The organism is Streptomyces ambofaciens ATCC 23877, assembly GCF_001267885.1.
Lineage (GTDB): Bacteria > Actinomycetota > Actinomycetes > Streptomycetales > Streptomycetaceae > Streptomyces > Streptomyces ambofaciens.
In genome coordinates, this window is the sequence record NZ_CP012382.1 from 4,818,503 (window position 1) to 4,833,119 (window position 14,617).

The 14,617-nt window shown below is 69.7% G+C and carries 11 protein-coding genes; 6 read left to right on the forward strand and 5 right to left on the reverse strand.

The window, feature by feature from the left end; translation table 11 throughout:
- Positions 1–120: 120 nt before the first annotated feature.
- Together SAM23877_RS21645 and SAM23877_RS21650 are read right to left on the reverse strand one after the other, a co-directional pair.
- The gene (locus SAM23877_RS21645; RefSeq protein WP_053135732.1) at positions 121–582 is read right to left on the reverse strand and encodes an ATP-binding protein; all 462 of its coding nucleotides are present in this window, start codon (positions 580–582) and stop codon (positions 121–123) included.
- 98 nt (positions 583–680) lie between these two features.
- Positions 681–1,937, reverse strand: coding sequence for a hypothetical protein (locus SAM23877_RS21650; protein WP_053135735.1), 1,257 nt, complete (start codon positions 1,935–1,937; stop codon positions 681–683).
- A 184-nt stretch (positions 1,938–2,121) separates the two neighbouring features.
- Between SAM23877_RS21650 and SAM23877_RS21655 the strand changes: the two genes are divergently transcribed.
- The 3 genes from SAM23877_RS21655 to SAM23877_RS21665 are packed head-to-tail and all read left to right on the forward strand — an operon-like array spanning position 2,122 to position 5,455.
- Positions 2,122–2,604 (forward strand): hypothetical protein, encoded by a 483-nt coding sequence (locus SAM23877_RS21655; protein ID WP_053135738.1) that lies wholly within the window; start codon positions 2,122–2,124, stop codon positions 2,602–2,604.
- A complete protein-coding gene (locus SAM23877_RS21660; protein ID WP_053135741.1) occupies positions 2,601–3,983 on the forward strand; it encodes a KGGVGR-motif variant AAA ATPase in 1,383 nt (460 codons plus the stop codon). Before SAM23877_RS21655 ends, SAM23877_RS21660 begins: the two co-directional genes overlap by 4 nt.
- Positions 3,980–5,455 carry a hypothetical protein gene (locus SAM23877_RS21665; protein WP_053135745.1) on the forward strand — a complete coding sequence of 492 codons (1,476 nt, stop codon included), beginning with the start codon at positions 3,980–3,982 and terminating at the stop codon, positions 5,453–5,455. The genes SAM23877_RS21660 and SAM23877_RS21665 overlap by 4 nt, the downstream gene beginning before the upstream one ends.
- Before the next feature lie 59 nt (positions 5,456–5,514).
- Here SAM23877_RS21665 and SAM23877_RS21670 read toward each other — a convergent pair whose 3' ends face one another.
- Together SAM23877_RS21670 and SAM23877_RS21675 are read right to left on the reverse strand one after the other, a co-directional pair.
- On the reverse strand, positions 5,515–6,078 hold the full coding sequence (locus tag SAM23877_RS21670) for a Uma2 family endonuclease (protein ID WP_053135748.1): 564 nt from the start codon (positions 6,076–6,078) through the stop codon (positions 5,515–5,517).
- Positions 6,079–6,236: 158 nt separating this feature from the next.
- The gene (locus tag SAM23877_RS21675) at positions 6,237–7,214 is read right to left on the reverse strand and encodes a hypothetical protein (protein WP_053135751.1); all 978 of its coding nucleotides are present in this window, start codon (positions 7,212–7,214) and stop codon (positions 6,237–6,239) included.
- Positions 7,215–7,478: 264 nt separating this feature from the next.
- On the opposite strand from SAM23877_RS21675, the gene SAM23877_RS21680 reads away from it, so the two are divergent.
- Both SAM23877_RS21680 and SAM23877_RS21685 read left to right on the forward strand, forming a co-directional pair.
- The gene (locus SAM23877_RS21680; protein ID WP_079030347.1) at positions 7,479–8,315 is read left to right on the forward strand and encodes a helix-turn-helix domain-containing protein; all 837 of its coding nucleotides are present in this window, start codon (positions 7,479–7,481) and stop codon (positions 8,313–8,315) included.
- Positions 8,312–8,509: a DUF397 domain-containing protein gene (locus tag SAM23877_RS21685; protein WP_053135753.1), complete on the forward strand. Its 198-nt coding sequence runs from the start codon at positions 8,312–8,314 to the stop codon at positions 8,507–8,509. The genes SAM23877_RS21680 and SAM23877_RS21685 overlap by 4 nt, the downstream gene beginning before the upstream one ends.
- 47 nt (positions 8,510–8,556) lie before the next feature.
- On the opposite strand, the gene pglX is transcribed toward SAM23877_RS21685, so the two are convergent.
- Complete coding sequence (pglX, locus tag SAM23877_RS21690) at positions 8,557–12,264, reverse strand: BREX-2 system adenine-specific DNA-methyltransferase PglX (RefSeq protein ID WP_107408668.1); 3,708 nt, start codon at positions 12,262–12,264, stop codon at positions 8,557–8,559.
- Positions 12,265–12,618: 354 nt separating this feature from the next.
- Here pglX and SAM23877_RS21695 point away from each other — a divergent pair, with 354 nt between their 5' ends.
- Positions 12,619–14,616 carry an RNase A-like domain-containing protein gene (locus SAM23877_RS21695; protein ID WP_244902986.1) on the forward strand — a complete coding sequence of 666 codons (1,998 nt, stop codon included), beginning with the start codon at positions 12,619–12,621 and terminating at the stop codon, positions 14,614–14,616.
- Position 14,617: the final 1 nt, after the last annotated feature.

A 14,617-nucleotide genomic window follows, 5' to 3' on the forward strand; every position in this document is an offset into this window, starting at 1 on the left:
TCCTGCCAGGTTGCCCAGGGGTGCCGGGAGGGAGCGGGAAAGATCCCGGAGGAGAGCGGAGGGTACGGGCGGGGCCGCGGGAGGACGCCGGACGGGGCTCGGGGTCCGCAGGACGGCACGTCAGGGAACGCGGGGCGGAGGACCGTCCGCCACCACGGCCCAGACGGTCTTCCCCGGCGCGCCCGGCCGCCCGGCCACACCCCACGCCTCGGCCAGCGCCGCCACCAGCGTCAGCCCCCGCCCGTCCTCGGCGAGCCCTCGCCCGTCCTCCGCGAGCGCCGGCCGTCGCTCCCCGCGCACATCGCTCACCTCCAGCAGGAGGCGCCTCGCGGCATCGTGGGCCAGCCGCAGCTCGGCATCCCGCCCCGGCACCCGCCCGTGGGTGACGGCGTTGGCCGCCAGCTCGCCCACGACCAGTTCCACGGCGTCATGGACCGGAGTGCGATACGGCCACCCCCAGCGGTCCAACTGGTGCGAGGCAAGCCGTCGGGCCAGGCGGGCGCCGCGCGGGGTGGAGCTGAAACGGAAGGCGAAGGAGGCGACGGCCGTGAAGGAGGTGACGCCGGTGAAAGCGGTGGTCATGCCTCGAAGATTCCGCTTCTCCCGCTTTACTGACCAGGTGTTTCGGCCCTACGGCCGTCATCTGTAGCGGTCGGTCCACCGTCTGTCGGGGTGGTCGGTCACACCAGCCCGCTCAGCGGCAGGATCCGCTCACCGAGCCGCCCTCGCAGCCTGCCCCCGGCGGCGTCGGCCTCCGTGAGCCAGCCCGCGGCGACCAGCAACTCGGCGTGCTCGGTGACGTCCTCGGGCCGCAGTCCACAGAAGGAAGCGACCGCGTCCAGGCCGACACCATCGCCCTCGGCGCCCTCGGCGCCCTCGACCCGCTCACCGAGACGCCCGTCGGGACGGCTGTGGGCGGCGGTGTACACGGCGAGGAGCCGGGTGGCGGCGCCCGCCTTCTTCTTCCGCAGCTTCCGGTCGCCCACCACCTTCTGCGCCCACCCCGACAACCGCGCCCGAGTGACCTTGCCGAAAGGGAGCGGGCGCGGCCCGGCGGGCAGCAGCGAGGGGACGGTGACCTGGGTGGGCTCCTCGGGCCGGGAGTCCAGCGCGTCGGCGGCGTCGACCCCCTCCGGCAGACACAGCCAGCCGACGTCGACGAGATCCTGGAGCACCCGCTCGGCATCGCCCTGCAACCAGCCACTGAGATCCTGCCCGGTGACGTTCCCGGTGCCGGCGCGCGCGGCCCGCAGGGAGAGCATGAGCACCGCGAGCCGCGCCTCGGCCCCGGGGAGCGGGGCGTGGACCCGGACATACTCCAGCACGCCACGGGCGTGGGCGCCCTGCCCCCGGGTCAGCAGCCGCTGGACGACCGGCCCGCCCCCGTCCACCTCGATGCCGAGGCGGTTCGCGTTCATCTCGCGGGTGGTCCGCGCCGCCGCCTCCGCCCGTACGGCCTCCTCCCGCAGGGACGCGTCCTCGGTGACGTCGGCCCACAACGCGAACGCGCGGGCCTTGCGGTCGTGGAGGTCGGCGAGGACGGCGAGGTCCGGTTCGGGGCGCCGCTGGTACGCGCGGAACGCGTCCCCGAGTTCGGTCAGCTCCAGCCGCAGCACGTCGGGCTGGAGGTCGTCGGGCACGATCCGCTGGGCGATCTTCCCCCACCGCCCCGCGCCCAGGTGCCCGGCGGGGACACCGCCGGGCCGGGGACGGGGGGCGGGCCGAGCCCGCGGGACGGAAGCAGCCCCGCCACCGACCGCACCGGGGCGCCCCGCGGCGGGAGCCGCCGACGGTGCCCCACCGGCCCCGGGGGCGTCGGAGAACATCACCGCCCCTCCACCGGTCACCGCGCTCCGACCCGGCTTCCCCCTGCCCTGACGCCCGCCGTCGGCGCCCTCGACGAACCGTCCGCCCCGGTCACCCGTGCCCGCGCTCACCCGATGCCACCTTCTCCCTTGCCGGCCTGCGACCTCCCGCCCGCTGCGGGCGCAGCCACCTGACGCTACGTTTCCCACCGCACTCGCCGGGGAGGGACCGGAATGGACCACACGTTCGGGTGACGATCCCGTGCGTGCACCGGAGCTGGGCCATCCGAGTGACGTGAGCCCTAAGATCCGTGCCGTGCCGGTGAATTCAGAACAGCACCACTTCGCCCACGCAGCCACGCGCCACTACGAGGACGCCGTCTTCCTGATGGACGCGGCACGGCTGCCGAACGCCGACCACCACTTCGGCGTGGCGGTGGAATGCGCCCTCAAGAGCCTGCTGCTCCGCTTCACGGCCGTCACCATGGACCCCGTGAAGCCCGGCGGTGACCGGTCGAAGATGCCGTATCTCAGGGACCCGAAGACCGGCAAGCCCGCGCACAAGTACGGCCACCTGCCCTGGGTCGCCACCGACGTCGCCCTCCTGACGCACGGCAGGACGGCGTCCCCTCTGACCACGGCTCTCGGCGGCCTGTCCGCCTTCGCCGCATGGTCGGTCGAACACCGCTACCTCGACGGCAGTGAGGTCGTCGAGGGCGACGTGGGGCGACGGCGTACCGTGGCCGAGAAGCTCATCGCCCTGCACGAACAGGCCCTGATCACCGGAAGGCTGCCGTGACTGACGCCCCCGAACCGGCCGGCGGACCCGTCCGCTTCGCCGAGGCGCGCCCGCGCGCTCTCGCCCTCGCCCACGAGCTGGCGGCCGGCGGGACCGACGTGCTGGCCGTACGGGACGTGCTGGGCCGGTTCACGCTCCTCGTCGACGACCGTACGCAGCCGCTCCCACCGCCCCTGGAGAGCCTGGAGGACGACTACGGCCCCCGGCTCGCCCGCGACCTCGGCCCCTACGCCTCCGACCGCCCGCTCCTGCGGGCCTCCGGCCTCTTCTCGGCCGACACCCTGCTGGGCTCGGAGCGGGCTGTGCCCGACCCGCAGCGGCCCACCGGCCGGGTCCGCATCCTCGACAACACCGTGGTGGGCGAGGACTGGGCGCAGGTGTCCACGCCCGCACCCGAAGCGGACGGTTCCCGCACCCACCGCACCGCGCTCTACGGCTTCAAGGGCGGCGTGGGCCGCAGCACGGCGACCGCCGTCCTGGCCCGCCACCTGGCCGACCAGGGGCACGTGGTCCTCGTCGTCGACCTGGACCTGGAGTCCCCGGGCGTCGGCACACTGGTCGCCGCCGGGGCGGACCTCCCCCCGCACGGCGTGATCGACCACCTCGTCGAGTCCGCCGTGGGCAACGCCGAGGGCCTGGACCACGTGATCCGCTCCGGCTACACACCGCGAGGCGGCCGGGGCGAGCTGTGGGTGGCACCGGCCCGCGGCCGGGGGACGCCCGGCGTCCCCTACGCCTACGTCGACAAGCTCAACCGCACCTACGCCGACGTCCCCGGCGCCGACTTCGCCGACCGGCTGGAACAGGCCGTACGCGCCTGCGAGGACGCGGTCGCCCGGGACGGGGACAGCGGACGCCGCCCCGACATCGTCCTGCTGGACAGCCGCGCCGGCATCCACGACATCGCCGCGGTCGCCATCTCCCGCCTGTGCGACCTGGCCCTGCTCTTCGGCACGGACAACGCGCAGACCTGGGAGGGCTACGGCGACCTCTTCGCGGCCTGGCTCTCCTCCGGACAGGCGCCGGCCGTCCGCGAGAAGCTGCGTATGGTCGCCTCGATGGTCCCCGACTCGCCGGAGGGCGCCTACCTCCAGTCGTTCCGCGAGCACGCCTGGGAGTGCTTCGCCCAGCTCTACGACGACGTCCCCGCCGGGTCCGACGAGTACGGCTCCGACGCCTTCTCCCCTTCCCTGGAGGACGAGGCGGCCCCGCACCACCCCGTCCCGATCCTCTTCGAGCCGGGCCTGGTCGGCCTGGACCTGGTCACCGCCCCCGGGTGGCAGGACCGGGCCTTCGTGCAGGCGGCGTACCGGGACTTCCTCCCCACCGCTACGCTCCTGATCACCGCCGACCCGCAGACCAGCGAAGGACCGCGATGACCACCCCCCTGACCGTCGAGGAGTACCGCGAGCTTCTGGCCGGCGCCCTCCCGGAGGCGTCGGACGCCGACACGGTGGAGCCGAGGGTCGAGAGCCTGTTCACCCCGGACACGCACCGCGCGGCCCTGTACGTCGACAGCACGGTGGTCCGCGGCGGCCGGGGCGTCGGCAAGACGTTCTGGTACCGCTCGCTCCTCAACGAGTCGCTGCGCGAGGTCGCCGCCCAGGAGTACGGCATCGAGCGGTTGCGCCGGGTGACCGTGTCGCAGGGTTTCGGCGCCGCACTCCAGCACGACCTCTACCCCGGTCCGGGCACCCTCCGCCAACTGGTCGAGGAGAGCATCCGTCCGTACGACCTCTGGTACGCCGTCCTGCTGACCGCCTTCGGCCAGCCGGAGCTGCGCGAGCTGCCCGAGTGGCGGGACAAGGCCCGGTGGGTGCGCGCCAACCCCGGCGCGGCCGAGCGCACGGTGCAGAAGGTGGACGAGGAGGCACGGCAGCAGGGCGTCACCCACCTCATCCTCTTCGACGCCTTGGAGCACCTGCACCGGGTCCGTGCCCAGGCCGACCGTCTGGTGGGCGGCATCATGGAACTGGCGCTCGCCATGCGCCTCGGGACCCGCAGCATCCGCTTCAAGGTCTTCATCCGCCCCGACATGTACGACGGCGCACTGCTCCACTTCCCGGACGCCTCCAAGCTGACCTCCAACGCGGCGGCCCTGACGTGGTCCCGCGCCAACCTCTACGGCCTGCTCTTCCACACCCTGGGCAACCACGACAGCGAGCTGGCCGCCCGTTTCCGGCAGCTCACGGGCGGCTGGCAGAGCGAGGCGTCCGGCAGGCGCCACGTCCCGCCACCGCTGCTCAGCGGCGACGAGCAGTTCCAGTCGGAGCAGTTCACGCAGCTCGCCGGTCCCTACATGGGCTCGAACTTCCGCAAGGGCCACACCTTCACCTGGCTGCCCAACCACCTGATGGACGGCGTGGAGCAGGTCAGCCCGCGCAGCTTCCTCAGCGCCTTGCAGAAGGCGCTGTCGGAGACCCGAGGCCAGTACGCCGGGCACGAGTACGCGCTGCACCACGAGGGCATCCGGCGTGGGGTCCAGAAGGCGTCGGAGACCCGGGTGACGGAGGTCAGCGAGGACATGCCGTGGGTGGTGTCGGCCATCAGACCGCTGGCCGGGCACCAGGTACCCATCGAGCAGGCGAAGGTGGAGGCCCTCTGGCAGGAGTTCCACCTCGCGGACGAGTTGCGCAAGCTGGCCGAACGCTACGAGCCCCAGAATGACGACGACGAGATCAAGGTTCGGACCGGCCCCCGCTACCCGGAGGACCTGCAACTGCTGATCGAGGAACTGATCGCACTGGGCGTGATGCGCCGCCGCCGCGACGGCCGCATCGACCTGCCGGACGTCTACCGCATCGCCTTCGGCGTGGGCCGCAAGGGCGGCGTGCCCCGGGTCGCCGGCTGACCCCGCCGCCCTCAGCCGCAACGCGGGCGGTTCCCGCGCTGCCTCGTCTCCGCGGTGCTCTACTGCCGCGAGAGGTCAGCCGGATCGATCGCGAGCGGGAACGGGGCGTCCAGGTGGCTGGTCGTACCCGCGAGTGCCGTGGTTCGCTCTACGTAGCGACCGTCTTGCAGAACGTAGACGACAAGCATGGGGGCGGGGTCGAACTCCAGGCGCCAGAAGTGCGGGACGGCGGCCTCGGCGTACAGCATGGGCTTGACCTTGCGGTCCATGGTGCTGTTGCCGGGGGAGACGAGTTCGACGACGAGCTGGACCGCGTCCATGTCGACGGAGACGGGGTCGTCGGCGGTCGCGCCGATGTCGGCCACGACCAGATCGGGCACGACCAGTCCGGACGGCAGCACTACGTTGACGCCCTCCAGGATCTCCACCGGCGCGCCGACGGCTCGGGCGGCCGCGTCCAGGGCGACGTGGAGGCGGAACGAGGCCCGCTGGTGGCGGACACCGGGGGCGGGGGACATGACGAGGGATTCCCCCAGCAGCTCGTAGCGGGTGTTGCGGTCTTCGGGCAGGGCCAGGACGTCGGCGACGGTCCAGGGCCCGGTGTGGTCGATGGCAACGCTCATTCCCTTTTCACCTCCTCGTCCGACCGGCAGTCTCGGTGTGACCTCGGCAAGCGATACACGGCCAGCATACGGGCGCTCCCACCTGCTGGCACGAGGTCCCGTCGCCAGGATCGACACCTCGAACCGGTACGGGGCGGTTCACGGTCTCCGGGGGAAGCTCAGCGGCAACGCGGGCAGTGGGTCTCGTCTGCCACGGGCCTGAAGAGCAGCGGTTGCACGTGGTCGCCCGCGCACTCGCGGGTGCCTGCGAGGCGGCGGGAGAGGCGGGGGCCCGGGGATTGTTGCCGGGTGGGGCGGTCGTCGGGGTGCGTTGGCGCCGTGGTGGCGGGCCGGTCGGCCGGCGGGGGCGGTACGTCGCGGAGCAGGTGGCGCAGGAGGCCGCCGGGGCGGTGGACGGGGGTGCCGTCGTCGGGCAGGCCGCGCAGGATGTGCGTGCGGACGGCGGTGGGCGGGTGCCCGGCGGCCAGCCAGCGGGTGGTGAGGCGCGTCAGCTCGGGGCGCATGGCGCGGGGGATGTGGCGCAGGTCGGGGGAGAGGGCGGGGAAGGTGTCGACGAGGGTGCGGGCTGCGGCGAGGTGGGGCTCGGAGGGCGTGTTGTCGTCGTCCGGCTGCGGGGCTCGAGCTTCGGCCCCGGCCTCTGCGGGGGGCCTGGGGGGTTGGTTGGAGGTGTTCCCCTCAAGGTCTTGAGGTGGATAGCCGTCGGTGGGCGGGGTGGTCGGTTCACCGACGGCCGGTGAACGACGACCCGGTGCGAGCTGCGGCGGCGCCACGCGTTCGGTGGTGGTCGTCCCGGCCGGGCCCACGGGCATCTGCGCGAGCAGCTTGACGGCTTCGCCCTCGCTCAAGGGCACGCTGGAGACGAGCTGTTGGGTGACCCAGAGACCGCCGGGCCCCTGGAGCCGCCGCTCGTGCACGAATCCCTCGTCCTTGAGCTGACGCTTGGCCCGGGTGAAGGCGCATCCGCCGATGCGGGCGCGTTCAGCCGTACGGGACAGGGATTCTCGGGTGCCGGGAGGGAGCGAGAGCTGCCAGGTCAGGAGCCGAACGGCGTCGGAGGACAGCCGGGGATGCCGGATTAGGTCGTGGGAGAACTGGGTGAAGGCGCGCGGGGGCGCGATAAAGTGCCGGTAGATCACGGTGGAGGCCTACTTCCACTGATGGTTCAAGCCCTTGCCGACGGGCCCTAATCCGTCGGTGAGGGCTGCTTTGTATGGTGATGCTGAGATGGACGGTAGCTCACTGATCGTGGCTGCGTCGAAGCGTTGAGTGAAGAAAGCTTTCGCTGGGCGGCGTTCACTCACACGAGGCAACTTGCCCGCTCGTGACCCCTGTTGACGCACGCGCGTCCTAGCCTCCGGTTACGGAGAGTGGCTGGACGACGCCGAGGGAGCGAGGCAGGAATGGACGCGGGAGCGGATGCGGGCGGGGCTGAACCGGACTCCAGCGTGCAGTTCTTGCGCTGCTTCGGTCGCCAGATGAAGTTGCTGCGGGAGGTCGCGGGGCTGACGCAGGCGCAGTTGGGGGAGCGGGTCGGGTACGGGGAGGCGCAGATCGCGGCGGTGGAGCAGGGGCGGCGCATCCCGAAGCCGGAACTCGTCGACGCGGTGGACCGTGCGGTGGGCGCGCGCGGGGTGCTGGTGGCGATGAAGGAAGAGGTCGCGAAGGCTCGGTATCCGTCGTTCTTCCGGCGGTTTGTGAGCCTTGAGGGCGAGGCAGCGGAACTGCACGCCTATGACACCCAGCTGATCAATGGGCTCTTGCAGTGCGAGGAGTACATGCGAGCGGTCTTTGGCATGTGGCGCCCTCTTCTGGACGCCGAGACGGTAGAGCAGCGGGTGGCCGCACGTCGTGACCGCCAGAGGCTGTTGTGCCGCACGCCCATGCCGCTCATGAGCTTCGTCATCGACGAGCACGTGCTTCTCAGGCCCCTCGGGGGCAAGGACGTGCATCGTGCTCAGTTGGAACAACTGCTGGTCATCGGCCACGAACGGCACATCGAGATTCAGGTCATGCCGACCGATCGTGAGGAGCACGCCGGAGTAGCGGGACCATTCACGTTGATCCTCGCTTCCGGAGGGCGCAGGATGGCTTACACGGAGGTGCAAAGCAACAGTGCCCTCCATACGGAGCCCACGAAGGTCCAGGGGTTCGAGTCCACGTACGGGGTTCTTCGAGCGCAGGCCATGACCCCGCGTGAGTCGCTGACCTGGGTCGAGAAGCGCTTGGGAGAGTTGTGAAGGACACGTATCAGGTAGCCGGGCTGACCTGGGTGAAGAGCAGTTACAGCGCGGGTGACGGTGGTCAGTGCGTCGAGGTCGCCGATGTAGGTCCGGCCATTTTCGTCAGGGACTCCAAGCAGCCGGGCGAGGGCAGGCTTACCGTTGGCGCCCGCTCCTGGGCGGCGTTCGTGCAGATGGCCGCGCGCGGCTGATACGACGACGAGGGGCGGCCGTGCGTACCGGCCGCCCCTCACGCATGTCACTCGCTCTTCTTCCGCCCCCGCGTCTTCTTCTCGGGACGCCAGTTGGTCAGATCGGACTCGGACAGACCCCGTTCCGTGCGGCCGTTGTCCAGGGCGGCCTGGAACTCCTCGGCGGGGTTGCCGTCCCACTCCTCGTCGTGGCCGCCGTACCACTGGTGAACCCAGGGCATCACTTCCCGCAGCCCGGCGAGCAGCGGCACGAACCGCGGGTCTTCCTTCTCCCAGCCCCCGCTCTCGACGCGGTTGCGGATGAGTCCGACGAGGGCGTCGGCCTGGTCGCGGTGGTTCCAGCCGGCCCAGCCGAGGAGGAGGGAGGTGTCGGAGTCGGTGGAGGCGCCGGGATAGGAGATGAACCGCTCCTTCGGCACGTCGAGCTTGCCGCGATTCGACCAGTAGGAGTGCTTGAGGAAGTCCGCACCGGTGTACTTGGGCGGCACCTTGATATCGAGCCGCTTTCCGGTCCGATCCTCCTCCCGCTGCTGCTCCCAGACCTGCTCCCACTGGGCCCGCTTGCGCAGCCCGCTGTCCTTGTAGCGAAGGGCTGCGATGTACGGCACGTGCTCGGCCTCGATGACGGCGGCGAAAACGGTGGCAAGGGAAGCGTCCCGCTTACCGAGGTGATCAGCGGCGTACAGAGCGGCGACGGCCTGCACGTCCGCGTCATGCCGGAGGGCATCAGCGAGCTGGTTCACGGTAAGCGGACGCGGCACGGTGTACCCGTCCTGCTCCTCGAACCACAACTCCTCCCGCTCGGCGGCGTCCAGCAGCCAACCTCGCAGAGCAGCGGCCTCGCGCTTCTCCCACGGCTCGATGGACCAACGGCGCTTGTACTCGGGCCGCTCGATGAGCCGGATGTCCTTGTTGGCCTCGATGAGATCGAGGCGTGCCTGGACCACCTTGCGATAGGCCTCGGGCCAGTGAGCGGGAATTTGTGTGATTGGAACAGACCCGTGTCGCTCGAACCAGACGGTGTCGGCGCCGCTCTGGGCAAGCGCGATTTCGAAAGACCGCTCCCCAAGGGTGATTTCGGGTACCTCGGTGGTTGTGGTTCGCGCTACTTCTTCGGGGGTGAGTAGCCCATATGCGCCGTACACGGTCCAATCTAGCTCTTCCTGCAGCGCGATCATCTGCCGGCGGAGGCGCTCCTGCGCGCGACGCGCCTCGTCGAGGTATGCGCGGGCCGGGACCTTGTCATGGCTGAGGGCGGAAGGTTCGTGCTTGGCTGACTCCTGGGCGAAGGCGTCAAGATCGCGACTCTGGGTGAAGGGAAGCTGCTGAGGAAGCGGAAACTCCTGCAACTTGGTGCCGGTGTACTCGTAGAACCTCTCCCACTCGTCGTGCATGAAGCCGCCGGTTCCTGACTGACTTCCCTTGTCGTGAGACACTTGCTTTAGCCAGAAACAGCCAGCTGACGAATTCAGAGCGGCCAACAACTTTAGATGCTGCTCCCCGCTGGCCCCTTTCGGCAACTTGATGACCGGTGAGTGCCTGTTAAACACGTGAGGGCCGTGGTCCAGCACAAAATGATTATGGGTGGCTACGCACGCGAACGAAAGTGTTTGACCGCCGTAGCGCCCACGGAAGAACATCGAGTATTCATACCAAGTCAGCCCTCGCTCGCTCTGCGTTTTTCCGAACGCAACGCGCTCTCGCAAAATTACGCGGTTCGGCCACAGGAGTCGATCGATTTCGGGGCCACTCTTTGGTGCCAGATTGGCGTTTCGGTCATACGGCCACACCGCCTGTTCGGCATGGCTGATTACCCAGTCGCGAGTGGTCTCACCGTCGGCCACAGGGGCTGTCAGTTCCTTGGGAACGCCAGCGCGCCTTAGTGGCCCCCCTCCCAGCAGGTAGGCGTCGTCCGATCGTGTGACTGCGCCAAAACCAATGGAATCAGTTGCATCGACGAGACGCGAGGCAGCCGCTTCCTCCATACGCCTCTGCACGACTTCTGCGCCACCACCTGCGAGGGACCAAGGGTGACCATTGAAGCGACCTTGGCTAGCGTCCTCAACGGACACCCAGTCCGACTCGCTCCCCGGCACTCCCGCCTGTGTCGTAATCGCCCGCCACACTAGCCCATTCTCCGGGTCCTCCGGCTGGCTCGGCTCACCACGCACTCCCAACACGGCCCGCACGATCTCATGACGCCGAGCCACCTGATTCCGCCCCGCCAAAATAACAGTCGGCGTCCCATGCCCCGGAATATAAGCCCCGGATGTATCAATCACATGCGTAAGCTGAACCCTCGGAAAGAACTCCTCAATCAGCCTCTTCCCAAACTCCCGCTTCATAAAGGAGTTGGCAGTGATCTGCCCGGTGAACCCCCCATCCCGATGGTCACCCCCCGCCCGAACCGCCAACTCGAAGATCCGCTGAGCGAACGGCACCGACAGCGCATACTGCCGATAACACGCGTCGTACGCGGCCTTGTAATTCTTGTTCTCGTTGGCGTCCTTGACGGTGATGTACGGCGGATTCCCCACCACCACGTGATACGACCCCCGCCCGAGAAGATCCACTCCCCGCGCGTACTCCTCCACATCCTCCGTGCGGTAGTAGAACGGCTCGTTCTCCGCGAACAGCGTGTCCAGCGACTCCGTCACCGTCTCCGCCCCCCGCCCGTGCAGCAACGAGTCCGCCACCGCAACGCGAATCGGAAGCCCAGGGGCCGCCCCCAACTCCCGCACACCCCCCGCCTTCAACGCGGCCACCAGCAACCGGAACCGCGCAATGGCCACGGCGAACGGGTTCTTGTCAGACCCGTGCACGGACTCCAGCGCCCGCCGCACCAGCGCCCACGGCTCAGTCCCGGGCTCCACCTCCCGCCACTTCCCCAGCAGTCGCTCGAAGAGCCCCAGCAGGAAGTGCCCGGACCCGCACGCGGGGTCGATGCACCGCAGCCCCCGGACGACCTCCTCACCACCGGGACCGTCGTCCCACAGCTCCCCGTCCCAGGCCACCGGCCGGTGCTTCCACGCCGGCGTGAGTCCGAACTCCTCCACCGCCGGTTCCAGCGTCAGGTCGAGGATGAACTCCTCGACGAACACCGGCGTCTGGAGCAGTGCGTACGTCTTCCGGGCATGCTCGGACAGGTCCTGATACAGGTCACCGAGGAACCGCGTGTTCAGCTCGGGGTCGGTGAAGTCGTGGACGATCTCGCCGTCCGCGCCCCGCTCCCGCCAGAACGCCAGCAGCGCGGACGCGGCCTCGTACGACGGCGTCACCTCGTACAGCGGATTGTGGCCACGGTCGAAGAGCCCGGCAGCCGTCGGATGTGAGGAACCCAGCGCGTCGAAGGCGTCGAGGAGCCAGTCGCGGTCGTTCTTCTCCGGGTGGGCACGGAAGTACGCGTCGTGCCGGTCCACGGCCTCCGCCAGCCGCTCACCCGGCCCGGAGAGCCAGGCGTCCGGGATCAGCCCGTTGTCCTCGCTGAAGCGGACGAAGACACACGCCAGCACCCACGCGGCGGCGATCTGGACGACCCGGTCGTCCCGCCAGGTCTCGTACATGGCCGCCGTACGTTCCGCGAGGACCGCCCGCTCGTACTCGGCGCGCAGCGCGGTACGGAACTCCGGCTCGTCGTCGGTCCGCGCCCGCAGGTCGTCCTCCAGCAGGCGGGCCCGCACCTGGAGATCCTTCAGCAGCCGTACGCGGTCCAGCGAGGCCCCCGACCCCACCCCCGGCGTCCCCTCAGCAGTCACTCCCGGCTCACTCCCTCACCACTTGCGCACCGGGCCCCACGGCCCGCGTCCCATCCTGCCAGCCGGTCCCCGTGACTCTCGGAGAGATCACTGCATCGGCGGCCTGTTGCTCTCCGGGCCGAGCGGGACGCAATGTGTACCAAGTCGCTTGCTGTGGTGGCGGTTAACTCCATAGCATCGAGTTCACGATTGCGAATCAATGGTTGTTCCGGCGGGGGGCCTGGTGTGACGTTGATGATGGCGGTGGCGGCTGTATGGGGCGTGTTACAGCTGTACGCCGTTTCGTGGCCGACCCGGTCGGTGCGGCTGTCGACCGTGCTGCTCGCTCTCGCGGTGGGGGCGTACGCGTGTGGAGTGACCACAGCGCTGGTGCAGCTGGCATACACCCGTCTCTACGCGGACCAGTCGGGGCAGTCACTGATCACGGTGGTGAACACCACCAGCTACACGGTGGCGCCGTGGGTGGAGGAACTGATCAAGGTGACCCCGCTGCTGCTGGCGGGGTGCAGCCTCCGGATTCGCCGACAATGGGGGTTGACCGACTTCACCGTCCTGGGTGGGGCGCTGGGGGCCGGATTCGGGCTGCTGGAGGCGGTCCTCCGGTTCGGCCTGGACGCGGACCGGGCGATGGTGCGCGGCGAGGGCTGGATCATCCCCGACAGCCTGTCGCCACCCTACGTTCCGGGCCTTGGCCAGGTGCTCACGTCCTGGCTGCCCGCGCCGTTCAGCCAACTGGCCACGGCCGGTCCTCCGGCCACGGAGACCTTCGAGCACTTGGTGATGTCGACCCTGGCCGGCTTCGGGATCGGCGTGCTGTGGCGTGCACGCGGGTGGGCACGCCTGCTGTCGGTGGTCCCCGTCGCCGTGGCCGCCTTCCACCACACGGTGAACAACTACGCCGCGCGGGAACCGGGCAGCCAGGCCAAACAATGGCTCGACGACCTGGACGCGAAGGCATGGGCGGCACCACTGGTGTGCCTGGCCATCGCCCTGGTCGTCGACCTGCGCCGACTCCACCGGGGCAGGACGGCGGTGCCCGGCGTACTGCTCGCCTCCGAAAGCGCCGATGGGGACAGCGTGGCGGCCCTGCTGCGCTACACGGCCTGGCGACCGCCCTGGAGCCTGCTGATCGGGCTGCGCTACGTCAGGCTCCGACGCTCCCTGCTGTACGCCGCCACGTCGGCACCCGCCGACGACACCGAAGAACTCCGACGTGTGGTCGCCGTGATCACCGCTCGGATGGACGCGTCCGACAACCCGCGAGCCTGGCGAGAGGTCAACCTCAGGACGTGGTGGGAGGCAGCCCGAAGATCCCGTCGTCCCCGGGACCGGTGGCTCCTGCTCATCCCGTGCGTACTCGTGGTGCCCTCACTGCTGTACCTGGGCGTCGGCACGTTCAAGGCCACGGCCGGCCTCCAGGAGTTCTTCACCACCGGCCCGGGACCGAAGATCCTGATGGGCTTCGGCATCGCCGCCCTCGCCTGGATCGCCTACCAGCTCACCGTCCTGCTCCGCACATGGCGGGCCGTGACGGCGCAACCCGTGGCGGAACTGCTGGCCGCGCACCGCTTCCGCATCGGAACCGCACTGGGAGCGGCGGCCCTGGGCACCTTCCTGCTGTGGCACGGGTTCGGCGAGGCGGGGCCCGAAGGCAGGTCGATCCGGACGCTGCACCTGCTCGACGCGCTGGACACCTTCCTGGTCCATCTCGGCTTCGCACTCCTCCTGCTCTCCCTGCTGGCACTCTTTCCGCCCGGCGGGCTTGCGCTCGCGGGAGGTGGAGTGGCCGGCACCCTCACTGCCGAGGCCGCCCTCACCGCCGGTGTCCTGGGCTCGGCCGGTCTCGTCCTCATGGGTCTGGGGGCCACGAACGGCTCCGGCGGTGACTACAACGCGTGGCCCAGGAGCAAACGGAAGGGGCGCACGAAGCCCGAGCACCGTGCGGACGTCCGCGGCGACGAGGGCAAGAGCCTCGGAGGCAGGAGCAAGGCCCATACCATCGACAAACACGTCGACAAGACCATCGACGGCATGCGCAAGCGTCTGCGGAATGATGCCGACCTCGCCGCGGACTCACGCTACGTGGACGTCGACGCGGCACAGAAATTCACCGACAAGACTCTCACCCTCGCAAGCAATCAGCGGAAGATATCGGAGTGGCTGGCCAAGGGCGCCAAAGGGCCACTACGGCTGGAAGCGAAGTTCGACGAGTACACGGGGCTGCATCTCACCCGCTACGACTTCACTCACGGGCAGCCCACGCAATGGGTGAAGGGAGTCCGGGTGATCCTCAAGGCCGACCCGTCGGCACCGTCCGGCTACCGCGTCCTCACCTCGTTCCCCCAGCCGTAAC